The sequence below is a fragment of the Gemmatimonadota bacterium genome (assembly GCA_009692115.1).
GTDB lineage: Bacteria > Gemmatimonadota > Gemmatimonadetes > Gemmatimonadales > GWC2-71-9 > SHZU01.
Window position 1 is genome coordinate 38,365 of record SHZU01000008.1, and the last position, 14,109, is coordinate 52,473.

Annotated in this window: 14 protein-coding genes and 1 pseudogene; 6 read left to right on the forward strand and 9 right to left on the reverse strand. The window is 66.6% G+C overall.

Annotated features, from left to right (window positions below; genetic code table 11):
* Position 1: 1 nt before the first annotated feature.
* Together EXR94_10355 and EXR94_10360 are read right to left on the reverse strand one after the other, a co-directional pair.
* A complete protein-coding gene (locus tag EXR94_10355; protein ID MSR03120.1) occupies positions 2-538 on the reverse strand; it encodes a DinB family protein in 537 nt (178 codons plus the stop codon).
* A gap of 28 nt (positions 539-566) precedes the next feature.
* Positions 567-1,565: a dihydrodipicolinate reductase gene (locus EXR94_10360; protein ID MSR03121.1), complete on the reverse strand. Its 999-nt coding sequence runs from the start codon at positions 1,563-1,565 to the stop codon at positions 567-569.
* A gap of 63 nt (positions 1,566-1,628) precedes the next feature.
* On the opposite strand from EXR94_10360, the gene EXR94_10365 reads away from it, so the two are divergent.
* Entirely contained in the window at positions 1,629-2,267 is a 639-nt protein-coding gene (locus tag EXR94_10365; protein MSR03122.1) for a hypothetical protein, read from the forward strand.
* On the forward strand, positions 2,251-2,667 hold the full coding sequence (locus tag EXR94_10370; GenBank protein MSR03123.1) for a hypothetical protein: 417 nt from the start codon (positions 2,251-2,253) through the stop codon (positions 2,665-2,667). The genes EXR94_10365 and EXR94_10370 overlap by 17 nt, the downstream gene beginning before the upstream one ends.
* 63 nt (positions 2,668-2,730) lie before the next feature.
* Here EXR94_10370 and EXR94_10375 read toward each other — a convergent pair whose 3' ends face one another.
* The 3 genes and pseudogenes from EXR94_10375 to EXR94_10385 form a co-directional block, all read right to left on the reverse strand.
* Positions 2,731-3,801, reverse strand: coding sequence for an SMP-30/gluconolactonase/LRE family protein (locus EXR94_10375; protein MSR03124.1), 1,071 nt, complete (start codon positions 3,799-3,801; stop codon positions 2,731-2,733).
* A gap of 14 nt (positions 3,802-3,815) precedes the next feature.
* Positions 3,816-4,510: pseudogene (locus EXR94_10380) on the reverse strand (VIT family protein).
* Positions 4,511-4,526: 16 nt separating this feature from the next.
* Positions 4,527-5,132: a hypothetical protein gene (locus EXR94_10385; protein MSR03125.1), complete on the reverse strand. Its 606-nt coding sequence runs from the start codon at positions 5,130-5,132 to the stop codon at positions 4,527-4,529.
* A 161-nt stretch (positions 5,133-5,293) separates the two neighbouring features.
* On the opposite strand from EXR94_10385, the gene EXR94_10390 reads away from it, so the two are divergent.
* Together EXR94_10390 and EXR94_10395 are read left to right on the forward strand one after the other, a co-directional pair.
* Entirely contained in the window at positions 5,294-5,728 is a 435-nt protein-coding gene (locus EXR94_10390; GenBank protein ID MSR03126.1) for an acyl-CoA thioesterase, read from the forward strand.
* Complete coding sequence (locus tag EXR94_10395) at positions 5,719-6,003, forward strand: DUF456 family protein (protein MSR03127.1); 285 nt, start codon at positions 5,719-5,721, stop codon at positions 6,001-6,003. Before EXR94_10390 ends, EXR94_10395 begins: the two co-directional genes overlap by 10 nt.
* Positions 6,004-6,013: 10 nt before the next feature.
* Here the strand turns inward: EXR94_10395 and EXR94_10400 are convergent, their stop codons facing one another.
* Both EXR94_10400 and EXR94_10405 read right to left on the reverse strand, forming a co-directional pair.
* On the reverse strand, positions 6,014-8,368 hold the full coding sequence (locus tag EXR94_10400; GenBank protein ID MSR03128.1) for an acylase: 2,355 nt from the start codon (positions 8,366-8,368) through the stop codon (positions 6,014-6,016).
* A gap of 47 nt (positions 8,369-8,415) precedes the next feature.
* Positions 8,416-9,759 (reverse strand): class A beta-lactamase-related serine hydrolase, encoded by a 1,344-nt coding sequence (locus EXR94_10405; protein MSR03129.1) that lies wholly within the window; start codon positions 9,757-9,759, stop codon positions 8,416-8,418.
* Between EXR94_10405 and EXR94_10410 the strand changes: the two genes are divergently transcribed.
* On the forward strand, positions 9,683-9,868 hold the full coding sequence (locus tag EXR94_10410) for a hypothetical protein (protein ID MSR03130.1): 186 nt from the start codon (positions 9,683-9,685) through the stop codon (positions 9,866-9,868). The two genes, EXR94_10405 and EXR94_10410, sit on opposite strands and share 77 nt — an antisense overlap.
* A gap of 26 nt (positions 9,869-9,894) precedes the next feature.
* On the opposite strand, the gene EXR94_10415 is transcribed toward EXR94_10410, so the two are convergent.
* Both EXR94_10415 and EXR94_10420 read right to left on the reverse strand, forming a co-directional pair.
* The gene (locus EXR94_10415) at positions 9,895-11,415 is read right to left on the reverse strand and encodes a fumarate hydratase (protein ID MSR03131.1); all 1,521 of its coding nucleotides are present in this window, start codon (positions 11,413-11,415) and stop codon (positions 9,895-9,897) included.
* 20 nt (positions 11,416-11,435) lie between these two features.
* Positions 11,436-11,627, reverse strand: a complete 192-nt coding sequence (locus tag EXR94_10420; protein ID MSR03132.1) for a hypothetical protein — start codon at positions 11,625-11,627, stop codon at positions 11,436-11,438.
* Positions 11,628-11,775: 148 nt separating this feature from the next.
* Between EXR94_10420 and EXR94_10425 the strand changes: the two genes are divergently transcribed.
* Positions 11,776-14,100, forward strand: a complete 2,325-nt coding sequence (locus EXR94_10425) for a DNA polymerase II (GenBank protein ID MSR03133.1) — start codon at positions 11,776-11,778, stop codon at positions 14,098-14,100.
* Positions 14,101-14,109: the final 9 nt, after the last annotated feature.

Here is a 14,109-nt window from a genome sequence, read left to right on the forward strand (position 1 = left end):
CTCAGCGGGACCAGGGCGGGACGATCCCGTTCATCCGGGCGTAGGCGATCGATTGCCCGAGATGTTCGTTCATGTGGGCCACCAATTGAAGCAGCACGGACCACTGCGGTACCGCCCGGCCGTATTGGATGGTCTCCTCTGACGGGTCACGAAGCCCCGCCACGACGGCGCGAACGTGCTCGGCCGATTCCTTGAGCAGGGCTACGATCCGGGCCTTGTCGGCAATGTCCTCGGTGGCATCTCCGTCCCGGCCTCCGGGTGCGGGCACGCCAAGACTGGTGGCGGGATAGAGGTAGTTGTAGTGGGCCACGTGGGCGTACACCTTGGCGACGGTCATCACGCCGGGGCCCGGGCTCCACCCGTATTTGTCCGCCGGCATGGCCTCGGCCAAGGCAATGAACTTGGGCATCGACTCTTTGAACTGGAGGAGTGCCTCTGCGGCGAATCCGGCGGCCGTGCTGGGGGCTGCTTGCGCTGTGAGTACCGGGGCGCTGCAAAGCGCCAATCCGGTGAGAACGATACCAGTCCATCGTCGCATGATTACCTCGGAGAAAGAGTTCAACGGGTCAGCCGCCGAAGTAGGACGGCAGCCGGAGACTCCGCATCGTGTGGAGGCCCGGCTTGGCGGCCAACACCGCGGGGATCGAGTTCACGGTAATGGACGCCGTCGCCACATCGCCGTGGACGCCGCCCTCGATCCGGGAGTAGATCGGCGGCGATCCCGTGATCCGCACCGCATCATAGGACGCCGGCGCGCCAAGATAGGCCTCCATGTGGAGGGTAATGACCGGTGCGCCGTTCACGAAACCGACGCCGTCCTGAATGATGCCGCGGACCCGCCCGGCCGGCACCGTCAGGAACTCGCTCGACACCGCCGTCTCGGCCATCTTGGGCAGAATCTCGTCGGTAATCCGATCGAGGCGCCATCCCATCGCGTCGGCGATCATCGCGATCGATTCGGTGAGTCCGACGTGGCGGACCGTTCCCGCGGCGACCCGCTCCTGGAACTCGGCCAGTGTGAGGCCCGCGCCGATCTTCTGCTGGAACGGCAACCGCCGCCGGGCGGCATCCTGAACCCGGTCCACGTGAATCGCATCGACCCGCTCGCACACGGCGGTCAGGGCAATCGGCAGTGCATCCATCGTGAACCCCGGATTGACCCCGGTTCCGAGTACGGCCACCTTCGCCTTCTTGGCCATGGCGTCGATCCGTTTGGCCAACTTCCGGTGCGTGCAGTAGGGATACGCCAACTCTTCGGTCGTCGACACCACCGGGACCCGGCGTTTGAAGATGGTCTCGAGTTGGGCCGCGACGGTTTCGAGCGACGAACTGGTGCAGAGGACCACCACGTCCGGCTTGGCTCGCTTGATCGCTTGGGCCACGTCGTCGGTGACCTTGACCCGGAGTTTCCGGTCGAGCCCGGTTACCGTGCCCAAGTCTTTTCCGACCAGGCTGTCGTCGATATCGACGGCGGCGACAATCTTGAACCCCGGCCGCGTCGCGACCTGGCGAACGATGGCGGCCCCGATCGGACCGAGCCCCATGTGCATCACCCGAATGGTCATTCCGTGCTCCTGGCAAGTGAACGAACGGGGAGAAACTAGGCTTTTCGAGCCCCGCTCGCCACCATGGCGGCCGGTGGATATCTTGGAACCATGCGGAATTCGATCATCGGGTCGATCCTGCTGTCCGTGGCCGGTTCGGTTGGGGGCCTCCTGGCCCAAGACAGCGTCGTCGGGGTCAGCCGGATCGTGGCCGTCGGCGACGTCCACGGCGACTTCGCCCAGTTCACCACCGTCCTCCGCCAGGCCGGCGTCATCGATGCCAAGAACCGGTGGGCTGGCGGCCAAACCCACCTGGTTCAGACCGGCGACGTGCCCGACCGGGGTCCCGACTCCCGCCAGGTGATGGATTTGCTCATGGAGCTCACGCCGCAGGCCGAAAAAGCCGGCGGACAGGTCCATGCCCTGATTGGGAACCACGAAGCGATGAGGGTCCTCGGCGACCTTCGCTACGTCTCACCGGGAGAGTACGAAGCGTTCCGAACGTCCGCTTGGGTGGGTCGAGCACCGGCGGGCGTTCGAGAGCAAGGGTCGCTACGGCGCCTGGATCCACCAGAACAACGCCGCGGTCATGAGCGACGGGTTCCTCTTCCTCCACGGTGGCATCGGACCGAACTACGCGGCGACGACCCTTCGCGACATCAACAACGGCGTGAGGCAAGGGCTCGTGGTCGGAACGGATCCGGGCATGGCCGAAGACGGTGAAGGGCCGCTCTGGTATCGCGGCCTGGCCACCAGCGAGGAAGCGCCGCTCGCGGCCCACGTTGATCAAGTGTTGGCCAATTTCGGGGTCCAGCACATCGTGATCGGCCACTCCGTGACCGCCGGGACGGTGATGACCCGGCACGCGGGCAAGGTGATCATGATCGATGTCGGCCTTTCGGCGGTCTACGGGGGGCCGCCCGCGTGTTTGGTGATCGAAAACGGCAAGCCGTATACCCTGCACCGGGGGCAGAAGCTCGAACTGCCTGAGGGCGGGGCCGATCCGCTACCCTACCTCAAGGCGGCCGCCGCGCTCGACCCGCAGCCATCCCGGCTCCAAAAACTGATCGACCAACTCGAGGCCCAGCCTGCCGGAGCCGCCCGTCTCGGCCGAGTCGGATAGTCTCGGGCTACCATGGCAAAGTGGATCGCAGCGCCGTCGCGTTGGCCGGCGGGGGCGCCATAACTACCGCGGCACGACGACTCGTGCCACCACGTTCCGCGTGAGCGAGCTGACGTAGAGGGTGTCACCCGCGGCCACGGCACCCGTGGTCGCGTGGAATCTCCCGGTCGGGTCCTGCAGGTTGGAGCGAACCTGGCCCGTGGTATCGATCCCGATCACCATCCCATAGGCCGCGGCCTCCCGGACCCGGAACCGCTCCGGCACTCGATACAACATCTTTCGGAAAAAGGGCGACATCGCTCGAATCTTGGTGGTTTCCGGGCTCCTGGGCGCGAATAACCCGACCCAGAACGTGCCATGGCCGTCGTACCCGATATTGTCCGGCACGCCGGGGAGCCCTTCGATGAACACCTCCGATTCGCCGGCTCGCGGCCCGGCAAGCCAGTACCGGAGGATTCGCCCCGTCATCGTCTCATTCAACAGCAACCACTCCCCGCCCGGGCCAACCGCCACGCCGTTGGCAAAGTCAACCGAGTCGAGCGCGACCGTCGTAGCGCCCGACGCCGGGTCATAGCGCAACAGTCGGCCGGTGGGCCGGCTCTCCCAGAAGTCCAGCAGTCCGCCGGTGGCGACGCCCCACCGTTGCGAGGCGTCCGAAAACCAGATGATGCCGTCCGGCGCGATGTCGAGCGCGTCCGTAAACACCAGCCGCCTCCCGCCGCCGCGATCGGTCAACACCGTTACCACTCCGCCCGGCGCCACCGAGAGGAGACCACGGACCGCGTCCGCCACGATCAACGTGCCGGTTCGGTCAAACCGGAGCCCAAGCGGCCGCCCTCCGGTATTCGCGATCGCGTCAACCCGCCCCGTGGTTCGGTCGATCCGGACGACGGTCCCGTTCGCGAGCCCGGTGTAGATCCCGCCGTCCGGTCCGATGGTCAGATCCTCGGGCCCAGGTGCGGGCATCAGCAGCGTATCGGCAGCCGTGAGGAGCGAGTTAGGCGCGAACGGGCCGGTGAACCCGGCGTTCGGGGTAGGGGTCCACGGGGCTGGTTCGATCGGGATCGGGGCCAGCAGGAAATACAGAAGTACGACGCCAACCAGCGTCGAGAGGCCGCGGCCCAGTGGCTTCATCGGAGTCTCCCTGGCTAAACAGTCACGCCTCCGAACAACCGGCCCACCCACAAGGTCACTCCCATCGCGACCGCACCCCAGAACGCCACCCGCACCGTGCCCGCCAACACCGGAGCGCCGCCGAGCCGGGCGGCGAGCGCACCTAAGCCGGCCAGCAAGACCAACGTCGTGGCGACCAATGCCAACGTGAGGCTGCTCGGCGGGAGCAGGGCGGCCAGCAGCGCGGGCGGGGCTGCCCCGAGCGCAAACGCGCCAGCCGAGGCCAGTGCCGCCTCGATCGGGCGAGCCCGGGTGCCTTCAGACATCCCCAATCCGTCGCGAGCATGGGCGCCGAGTGCGTCGTGGGCCGCCAATGCCCGGGCGACCTCAGCGGCCAACTCGGGGCTGAGACCCCGGCTTTGGTAGATCTGGGTCAGCTCGGCGTGCTCCAACGCGGGCGACTCGGTGAGTTCGCGCTTTTCCCGGGCCAGGTCGGCTGTTTCGGTGTCCGCTTGGGAGCTGACCGAGACGTATTCGCCCGCCGCCATCGACAGCGCGCCGGCCACCAGCCCCGCCACCGCGGTCAGGAGGATCGCCTCTCGGCTCGGCTCCGCCGCCGCAACGCCCACCACCAAACTGCTGGTGCTGATCAGCCCGTCATTGGCCCCGAGCACGGCCGCCCGAAGCCAACCGATGTGTGCCCCGTCCGATGAAATTCTCGATGGACCATCCGCCCCCGTCCCAGCTCATTGGGAGCTGACCCCAAAAGGTACTCCAAAACCGAACTTGAGGTGGACGTCCTTCTGCTTGAGCTTGCTGCTGGTTTGGGTCGTGACCAGGTAGTCGGCATTGTAGCTGTAGAGATCGGCGCCGACACTCAAGCCGATGCCGCCGAGTCGAAGCCCCGCGCCGGCCCCGAAAATCCCGGTGAGATAGCTGGACTTGGCCGCGTTCGTGAAGGCCACCCCGCCCCGGCTGATCATCCCGAGGCCGCCATTGACGAAGAGGGTCAATGGGCTGGTGATCGGAAGGATGAAGACCACGAGCTGGCCGGCCCCCGTAAACAGCTTGGCGTCGCGCTTCTGGAGGCTGCTGCCCGGCCCGATCTGATAGGTCGTCGGCACGTAGTTGCCGCTGAACGATACGCCGAGGTGCTTCCCGAAGGTGGCCCCGATTCGGGCGCCGAACGAAAACCCACCCTCGAGCGAGTCGACGGTGCCGGTGGTGGCAATACTCTGGAGTTTTTCGGTCGGGATGTAGAAGCCGACCTGGGGGGCAAAGTTCAACCGGGTTTGGGCCTGGACGGCCGGGGCGACAAGGAGGGCAAGCAGGACCAGGTGGGCCGGGCGCATTCGGATGACTCCGGTCGAAGTTTGGGTGGTCCAGGACAGTTCCAAACTACACCGACCGGTCACCGGAGTCTCACCTGGGTCTCATCTTCCGCTTGCCTTGGCTAAGTGCTTGTCGGAATGAGAGTTGTTAGCTGCGGGAATCCCCGATACCTTTCGCGGCCATGGCAGACCGCCTCGATCCAACCCTCAAAGATCCGGCGTCATTCCGACACTGGACGCCAGTCCTGATCCGGTTTCGGGATCTGGATTTGCTCGGCCATGTCAACAATGTGAACTTGGCCGGCTGGCTCGAAGACGGCCGGGTGTCGCTGGAACTGCCGATCCAGCCGCTGTCGAGCGACTATCGCGGTCCGGTCATCGTGTTGGTCGATTCCCACATTCAGTATCTCGACGAAACCCGGCTCGGCGACGAAGTGAAGGTCGGGACCCGGGTCCAGCGGATCGGCGGCACGTCCGTGGTCATCGGCCAAGCGGTGTTCGCGAGCGGGCGGTGCGTCGCGATTGCCGAATTCGTGGAAGTGCTGGTCGGCAACGAGTCGCGGAAGCCGGAGCCTTGGCCGGCCGAGTTCCGGGCGTTGTTCGAGCAATGGCGTTAGCGCTCCTGATCGGGGCCCAACTGGCGGGGTTGCTGCTGATGCCGCTCGGGTTGCCAGGGCTCTGGCTGATGCTCGCCGCCGGTCTCGCCACCCTCGCCGAGATTCTCGAGCTTACCCTCACCGCCCGCTATACCAAGAAATACGGCGGTTCGTCCCGGGCCGGCTGGGGCGCGTTGTTCGGTGGCTTGGCCGGGGCGTTCATGGGGGTGCCGATTCCGATCGTCGGCTCGGTCATCGGCGCCTTCGCGGTGATCCTCGTCGTCAGAGCGTTCTAAGCCGGTTTCGCTAGCGACAGGCCGCGGCCTTTGGCGCCGAGCAGAGCTTTTTTGTCGTGAACTGTCGGTCGGCCCGGATCGCGGCCTCCTCGAACAGCACCGGTTTCGATTTCTTGTCCGAGAACAACAGCGTTTGGTCCGCGTGGTTCGGCGAATCTGGGTTATCCGATTGCGACGGCGCCAGCACCGAACGGGCCACCGGTCCCCGGTCGGTAAACTGCACCCACAGGATGTAGCTCGACCCGTGGACCGGAGTGTCCCAGCCCTTGCCGGGCACCCAGCCCGACTGGGACATCATCAGGTTGTATTGCCCGGTCTGCGGCGGACCGCCGTGAATCGGGATTCGTTTCCCGGCCCGCTCTTCGATTTGGTAGGCCCGAAGCATTCCGCCTAACGGGATCCCGGAATCCCGGAGGTCGGCAATCGCGGCGGTCAAGGCCCGGGTGATCCGGGGGTTGGCGGTATTGAGCCCGCGCGGGGTGGTGGCCGGTTCCTTCGGGTCGAACGGCACGGTGAACAACTCGGCGTCCGGCGCCGGGTTACTCCCGAGATTCTCCATGAACCGCCGCCAGAGTACGGCACCCGGGCTGTCGAGATTATCGGTCAGGTCCCAACCCGCCAGGACATCGCAGGCCTCGGGGATGCCCTTTTGGTTCGGCATCCGCCGGCAATGCGCCACCAGCGAGTCTCGCCAAAGTTCGCCCGAGAGGACCCGATTGTCCATCGTGATCTGCTCGAGTTGTGCGAGGCTGAAGCCCCGGCCGGGGTGCCCGTCGGAGCCGGCGAGCCGTTGCCCGATTTTCAGGAGCCCGTTCCGGGTCCGGAGACTTCGGGGCGTTCGCTCGTCCCCGATGATCCGGGCAAATCCCTCGAGCGGCTGGGCCGGGTTGTTGCTCCAGTGGCTGTCGTTGGAGTTCGTGACGTAATCGGTCCGGGCCAACGACGGGAGGCTGCCGGGGCCCATGATACCGGGCACGACGGCGTCCGGGTCGGTGGCCCATTCACAGTCCGCCCGCCAGCCGTCGAGCACCGCCAGTTGTTGCTGGGCCCAGAGCCGCTGGCCCGCTTCGGACGTGACACATTGTTTGATTTTCGCGTCGGTCACGTTCGGCACGGCCGATCGGTCGCCGTACACGACCCGGCCCGAGTCATCCGCGGCCGCGGTGTTGAGCCAGCCCAAGGCCTGGTACCGTTTCCCGGCTTCGTCGAGTTCCTGGGCCGAGCGGGCCAGCATCATCTCCATTTGCTGGTTGAGCCACCGGAAACTCATGGTGACGCTCCGGACCGCGTAGGCCGCAACCGGGGTCCACTCGAAGGCGGCGTCGGCGATGACCGGCCCGTAGTGGGTCTCAAAGAACGTGTGCCGCCGGGTGGTGAGCCGCCCGTCGGTCTCTTTGACCTCGACCGTTACCGTCCGGGGCGTCATCGGCCGGACCTGGCCCTCGTATTCGTAGGACGTGGCCGCTCCCGGGGCGAGCCGAAGCTGATACACCGTCTCGCGCTTCGGGACGCTCGCGGTGTGGGTCCAGGCCACGTGCTCGTTGAATCCGAACAGCACGAATGGCAGCCCTTCGAGGACCGCGCCATAGACGTTGAGCTTACCTGGAACCGTGAGTTGGGCCTCGAACCACCGTTCCGGCTCATGCCACCGCCAGTGCGGGTTGGCGAACAGCATGCCCCGGCCGTTGTCGGTGGCGTCTCTGCCGAGTGCGATCAGGTTGCTCATCGTCACTTGCGGTGGGGCGCCTTCCAGCGCCCCGAATCCCGGGCTCGGCGCCGATCCCCGCCAGCCCGCCGACGGGGGCAGGGCATCATTCATCGGTCCGATCCATCGGGTGCTGGTGTAGGCGTTCCAGTGGAGCGCCCGGAGGTACACGTCCTGTTCGGTGATCGGACTAACCCACGGCTTGCCCTGGCACCGCCGGTCTGGAATCCCGCCCACGCCGACGTCGGCCAGGTACCGGTTGTACCCGGCGACGTACCCGCGGACCAAGTCGCGGACCAGCGCAGTCGGTCCAAGGGGCCCCGGTTGCCGCAATTCACTCCCGACGACATCGAGGTCGAGGATCCGTTTCCAATAGAAGTCGCTCTGAAGGTTGGTGGCCGTCTGGCGGCCGTCCCGGACCCCCTCGACGCCGAAATACTTGGAGCGTTCCCCTCGAACGGTCACCCACCGGTCGGCCACGGTGCAGATTTCGGCCTTGGCGAACGCATAGCCAAAACCGAAACCCGCGCCAGCCAGGTCGGACGCCAGCACGTGGGGCACGCCGAAGGATGTGGTCCGGATCTCTGCCTGGAACGACGTCTGGGCGTGCCCCGCGGTCGGAGCGAGCGTGAGCAGCAGGAGGCTGAATTGAAATCGCATGGGGTGTCCGACCTGGTTAGTCGTTGCATCGCGCCGGTTCGTTGGCGCTATTTTCGGAGCAGGTAGTGGCTGTAAATCTCTCCCGGTCGATACAGGAGTTCCACTCGAATCTCGACGGCCGACCCGGGCCGGCGTATGAACAGATAACGCGTCGTACCCGCCACCCAGGTCAACTCAGATTCATAGACCGGCACGACCGGTTCCGCGCCCGGCACGGTAACCGTGAGCCCGTTCGTGGTGTCCACGGTTACGGTCAAGATGCCCCCGCGCCGAAGACCCCGGTAGACCCCGGCCAGCCCGGTGAGATCGGGTCGCCGGTTGTTCGGCGCCGCGGACACCCGGCCCAGCACGATCGACGCCAGCGCGTCGGTCAACAGGGTCGGCGCCCGGGCTTGGTCGTTCTGGAGCACGATCACGAGCAGATCGGCGTCCGGATAGAACCCGGCGTTCGACAAGAAGCCGTCGATCGCGCCGCCGTGCTCGATCGTGGCGCGACTGAACGATCGGTGGACCGCGAGGCCACCGCTGTAACGGATCGGCGTGCCGTCGGCGAGGGGGCGGGGGGAGATCAGCTTCGCGTACGTCGCGGAGCGCAGGACCCCGCCATGATGGAGGGCCTGGTTCCATCGAATCAGGTCCCGGACGGTGGCGCACATCGATCCGGCGCCGTAGGGCCAATGGTGGTTGATCACCGTGGCGTTGACGATCTGGCCGCTTCGGCGCTGGTAGCCCCGAGCCCGTTCCTTGATCAACGCGGCGGCATCGCAATACCGGGAGTCTCCCATGCCGAGCGGTTTGAGGAGAGAGTCGCTCGGATAGGCCTCGAACGACTGGCCGCTCACCCGCGCGACGATCATCGCGCCCAGGAAGAAGCCGGTGTTGTTGTAGATCATCTGGGAGCCGGGCTCGAACACCAGTGGTTCCCGGTTGACGAGCCTGAGGATGGTGTCCCGCGGCAGCGTCTGGACGCTCAACCCGCCAAAGGCCGGGAGTCCGGTGTATTCAGCGAGCCCGGAGGTGTGATCGAGGAGTCGCCAGACCGGGATGACCCGGCTGTGGGTGTTGAGATCAGGCAAATAGGTCCGGACATCGGCGTCGAGATCGAGCAGGCCCCGGTCGGCCAAGTGGTGCAGGGCCACGGCGGTGAACTGTTTCGTCATCGCGCCGATGGCGTAGACCGTCCGGTCAGACCCGGGGATCTCGTGTTCGAGATCCGCCATGCCATAGCTCCGGTAGAGGAGAGTGTCGCCTCGATGAATCACCGCAACGGACATCCCGGCCAGAGCTCCGGCGGCAAGGTGAACCCGGGCCGATGTGGCGGAGTTGGTCCTCGCCCACACCGGGTCGGAGTCACTCCCCACGGTCACGAAGGGGGTCGGCGTGGCCGTCATCGTGCCGCAGGAAGGGAGCAGCCACCGCCAACTCCTGGCCGCCGCCGAAGCGGCGCTGGTCGAGGCCAAGAGCCGCGGCGGCGATTGCGTGGTGCTCGCTTCGCTCTGAGCCGAGAGCAGCGCCGAGCCGATCGGTCACCCCAGGACAGGTAACCGGCGGATCTTCTCCTGCCACTCCCGTGGGCCCGTCTCATGTACGTTATTCCCCGCGGCGTCGACGGCCACCGTGACGGGCATCTCCTCCACCGTGAACTCGTAGATCGCTTCCATGCCGAGGTCTTCGAACGCCACCACTCGCGACGCGCGAATGGCCTTCGACACCAGGTACGCCGCGCCGCCTACTGCCATGAGATACGCCGCTTGGTGTTTGCGGATGGCCTCGAGTCCGCTCGGCCCGCGCTCGGCTTTACCGACCATCGCGATCAGTCCAGTCCGGGCAAGCATCATCTCCGTAAACTGGTCCATCCGCGTGGCCGTGGTCGGTCCGGCGGGCCCGACCGCCTCATCGCGGACCGGATCGACCGGCCCGACGTAGTAGATCACCCGGTTGGTAAAATCCACCCCGGCCGGAAGCCCCTGGCCGCTCGCGAGCAGGTCGGCAATCCGCTTGTGGGCCGCGTCGCGGCCGGTCAGGAGCTTGCCGGTCAGCAACAGCCGGTCGCCGGCGTGCCAAGTGCGCACGACCTCCGGAGTGAGGGTGTCGAGATCGACCCGTTTCGCGGTGGCGTCGGGCCGCCACGTCACGGCCGGCCAGTCGGACAACTTCGGCACCGGCATCGCGGCCACCCCCGAGCCATCCAGGGTGAAGTGGGCGTGCCGGGTGGCGGCGCAGTTGGGGATCATGGCGATCGGCTTCGAGGCCGCATGGGTCGGATAGTCGAAGATCTTGACGTCGAGTACCGTGGCCAGCCCGCCCAGTCCTTGGGCCCCGATGCCGAGAGCATTGACCTTGTCGTGCAGTTCGATCCGGAGCTCCTCGATCTTTGTGGCGGGCCCGCGTTGTTTGAGCTGCGCCATGTCGATCGGCTCCATCAGCGACTCCTTCGCCATCAGCATCGCCTTCTCGGCCGAGCCGCCGATGCCGATACCCAGCATCCCGGGCGGGCACCAGCCGGCGCCCATCAGCGGGACCGTCTTGATGACCCAGTCCACGATCGAATCGCTGGGGTTGAGCATCGCGAACTTGGACTTGTTCTCGGATCCGCCGCCTTTGGCCGCAAGCTTCACCTCGACCGTGTCGCCCGGCACGATCTCGGCGTGGACCACCGCCGGGGTGTTGTCGCGGGTGTTCCGGCGGGTAAAGGCCGGGTCGGCCACGATCGAAGCCCGGAGCACGTTCTCGGGAAGCAGGTACGCTCGCCGCACTCCCTCGTCCACCATCTCTTGCACCGAGAGCGTCGCGTCCCACCGAACCTCCATCCCGACTTTCAGGAACACGACGACGATGCCGGTATCCTGGCAGATCGGCCGGTGTCCTTCGGCGCACATCCGGGAGTTGGTGAGGATTTGGGCGATCGCATCCTTGGCCGCCGGACCCTGCTCCCGTTCGTACGCCTCGCCGAGGGCGCGGATGTAGTCGAGCGGATGGTAGTACGAGATGTGCTGAAGCGCGTCAGCGATAGACTGGATGAAGTCGTCTTGCCGGATGGTCGCCATCGGCGGAAGATAATGCCCTCTTAGCCGGGTTTCCTCCGCTCCTCGTCGAGGACGTGGCGGACGCGTTGGAGGAGACGATCCGGTACTTGGATCTTGCCAAGCTTGCCCCGGATTATTTCGAGGACCCGGCCTTCGAAGCGGTACTCTTGCGCGCAGACGGCGCAGGTGTCGAGATGCGTCGCGTTTTCGAACGGATCGGCGGTAACGCTCATCGGATGCGAAACCTCAACGCTTCATCACGGCGTCAGCAGGCCGGCATGTCAGGATCTGGGGGTAGGGGCAACCGAGCCAGTCCAATATGATTCCGAGACATCCGCGGGCGCCAGGTGCGGTGACCCGTATCAGGAGTAGCTCTTGGCCATGGCCGACGATAGAAAAACTAGTCAGACTGGTCAAGATCAATGGCTCTGGGGCTGGGACCCCACGCCGGGGATCGTTTCGGTCTGGGCCGATCCCGACGGCCGCGCCGTCGTCTGGCGCCGGATCCCCGCCACCGGCCTTCTCGTCCGCGAGGAGGAACGGTTCCGGCCGTGGCTCCTGCTCGATCGGGCCGAGGACGTGGCCCGGCCTGGCGCCGGGGTCGGCATTCAGGAACTCGAGGGCGAAGGCGCCCTCCGCTATCTGGTCACCGCTGATGATGCCCGGACCTTGGCCACCGCCGTGCTCCAAGGCGCCTCCCACCGGCTCGGCCGAAACCTCACCCACCTCCGCGAGCTGGGCCAGGAGTCCGTGCTGGTGGTGCCGCCGGAAGAGCAATACCTGGTGGCCACCGGGCGAACCTACTTTCGCGACCTGCCGTTCGACCACCTCCGCCGGCTCCAATTCGATCTCGAAACCGAAGGCCTCGACGCCCGCCGGCATCGAATCTTCATGGTGGCCGTGGGCCACCCCGATGGAACCACCGAGCTCCTCGAGGTTCAGGGGTCCGGCGATGCCGCCGAGGCCGATTTGATTGCCCGGCTGGTCTCGGTCGTGCAGGCCGTCGATCCGGACGTCATCGAAAATCACAATCTCCACGGATTCGACCTGCCCTTTCTGGACCGCCGGGCCCGGATTCTCCGGGTTCCGCTTCGGCTCGGCCGTCTGGGGCCCGGCCTCCGCCAGCGGGCAGCGCGACGCGGGGTCGAAAATGAATCCGACCCCCGCCGCCGCGTCCGGATGGTGGTCCCCGGCCGCGAGTTGATCGACACCCTGGATGCCGTGCAGCGGTATGACTTCGCCACCCGGGAGTTGCCCGGGCATGGACTGAAGGCGGTGGCCCGCCATTTAGGGCTCGCCAAAGAAGACCGCGAACTGATCCGGGGCGACCAGATTGCCGAGGTCTATCGGACCGATCCCGACCGGGTCCGCCGGTACGCCACCGCCGACGTCGAAGAAGTCGCCGGGTTGGCTCGAATGCTGGGCGGGGCGGCCTTTGCCCTGGCTCGAATGGCGCCCCGGCGGTATGAGCGGCTGGCTGACGCCGGGGCGGCCACCGGGATCATCGATCCGCTGTTGGTGCGAGCCTATCTTCGGGCCGGTCGGGCCCTACCAGCCCATCAGCCCGGCCGGGACATCGAGCATAGCGGCGCCGCCTTGCACCTCTTCGCCTCGGGTGTGGCGGAGCGGGTGGTCAAAGCCGATGTCGCGAGCCTCTATCCGTCGTTGATGCGGGCCTATCGGATTGGGCCGGCGCGCGACACCCTCGGCGCGTTGCTCTCGATGGTCGACCGGCTGGTCGAGCAGCGGCTCGACGCTAAAGCCAGCGCCAAAGCCGCACCGCCCGGATCGGCGGAGCGCTACACCCACGAAGCCACCTCCGCCGCCATGAAGCTGGTCGTCAACTCAGCCTATGGATACTTGGCGGCGGGCGGGGGCCTGACCCGGTTCGCGGACGTCGAGGCGGCCAACGAGGTCACCCGTCGGGGCCGCGAGTTGCTCCAAACGATGTGCCGCGAGTTCGCGGCCCGCGGCGTCACCCTGCTCGAGGCCGACACGGATGGCGTCTACTTCGCCGTGCCCGCCGGGTGGACCGAGGTCGACGAGCGGCGGGTGGTGGCGGAGGTGGCCGCGCTCCTGCCACCGCTGGTGCAGCTCGAGTTCGAAGGCCGTTACCAAGCCATGCTCTCGCATGAGCCGAAGAACTATGCCCTCCTCGAATACGACGGCACCCTGGTGCTCCGTGGAGTGGCCTTTCGGTCGAGCCGGGCCGAGCCGTTCGGCGAGGCGTTTTTGCGGCGCTCGATTCGCCGCTTGCTGGCGGGCGACCTGGTCGGGGTCCGCGACGCGTTCCTCGACACCGTCCGCGCCCTCCGTCGCCGCGACCTCTCGACCCACGAGGTGTCCTCGCGGGTTCGCCTCACCAAGACGCCGGCCAAGTATTTCGAGACCCGAACCCGGCGGCGCGAACTCCCCTACGAAGCCCTGTTGGCAAGCGGCCGGACCGAGTGGAAAGCCGGCGAACGAATTCGGGTCTATCGAACCCAAACCGGGTCCGCCGTCGTGGGCGACCCCGACCTCCCGGACCGGCGCGACTACGATGTCGAGCATTACTTGAGGGTCCTCCGGGATACTTTCGCGGCCCGGCTGGCCCGTGCCCTCCGCCCCGGCGACGGCGCCGCTCTGTTCGAGGACCCCGACCAATTGCCACTCGTCGCACCCTCGTTCGAGTCCATGCGGACGATTCTGACCGTGAGCCCCCCGTGACCTTGCCAT

What these genes read in the sequence shown, in the direction of transcription:
- EXR94_10355 (MSR03120.1), bottom strand. Translation starts at nt 538, where the DNA reads ATGCGACGATGGACTGGTATCGTTCTCACCGGATTGGCGCTTTGCAGC.
- EXR94_10360 (MSR03121.1), bottom strand. Translation starts at nt 1,565, where the DNA reads ATGACCATTCGGGTGATGCACATGGGGCTCGGTCCGATCGGGGCCGCC.
- EXR94_10365 (MSR03122.1), top strand. Translation starts at nt 1,629, where the DNA reads ATGGCGGCCGGTGGATATCTTGGAACCATGCGGAATTCGATCATCGGG.
- EXR94_10370 (MSR03123.1), top strand. Translation starts at nt 2,251, where the DNA reads ATGGCCGAAGACGGTGAAGGGCCGCTCTGGTATCGCGGCCTGGCCACC.
- EXR94_10375 (MSR03124.1), bottom strand. Translation starts at nt 3,801, where the DNA reads ATGAAGCCACTGGGCCGCGGCCTCTCGACGCTGGTTGGCGTCGTACTT.
- EXR94_10385 (MSR03125.1), bottom strand. Translation starts at nt 5,132, where the DNA reads ATGCGCCCGGCCCACCTGGTCCTGCTTGCCCTCCTTGTCGCCCCGGCC.
- EXR94_10390 (MSR03126.1), top strand. Translation starts at nt 5,294, where the DNA reads ATGGCAGACCGCCTCGATCCAACCCTCAAAGATCCGGCGTCATTCCGA.
- EXR94_10395 (MSR03127.1), top strand. Translation starts at nt 5,719, where the DNA reads ATGGCGTTAGCGCTCCTGATCGGGGCCCAACTGGCGGGGTTGCTGCTG.
- EXR94_10400 (MSR03128.1), bottom strand. Translation starts at nt 8,368, where the DNA reads ATGCGATTTCAATTCAGCCTCCTGCTGCTCACGCTCGCTCCGACCGCG.
- EXR94_10405 (MSR03129.1), bottom strand. Translation starts at nt 9,759, where the DNA reads ATGACGGCCACGCCGACCCCCTTCGTGACCGTGGGGAGTGACTCCGAC.
- EXR94_10415 (MSR03131.1), bottom strand. Translation starts at nt 11,415, where the DNA reads ATGGCGACCATCCGGCAAGACGACTTCATCCAGTCTATCGCTGACGCG.
- EXR94_10420 (MSR03132.1), bottom strand. Translation starts at nt 11,627, where the DNA reads ATGAGCGTTACCGCCGATCCGTTCGAAAACGCGACGCATCTCGACACC.
- EXR94_10425 (MSR03133.1), top strand. Translation starts at nt 11,776, where the DNA reads ATGGCCGACGATAGAAAAACTAGTCAGACTGGTCAAGATCAATGGCTC.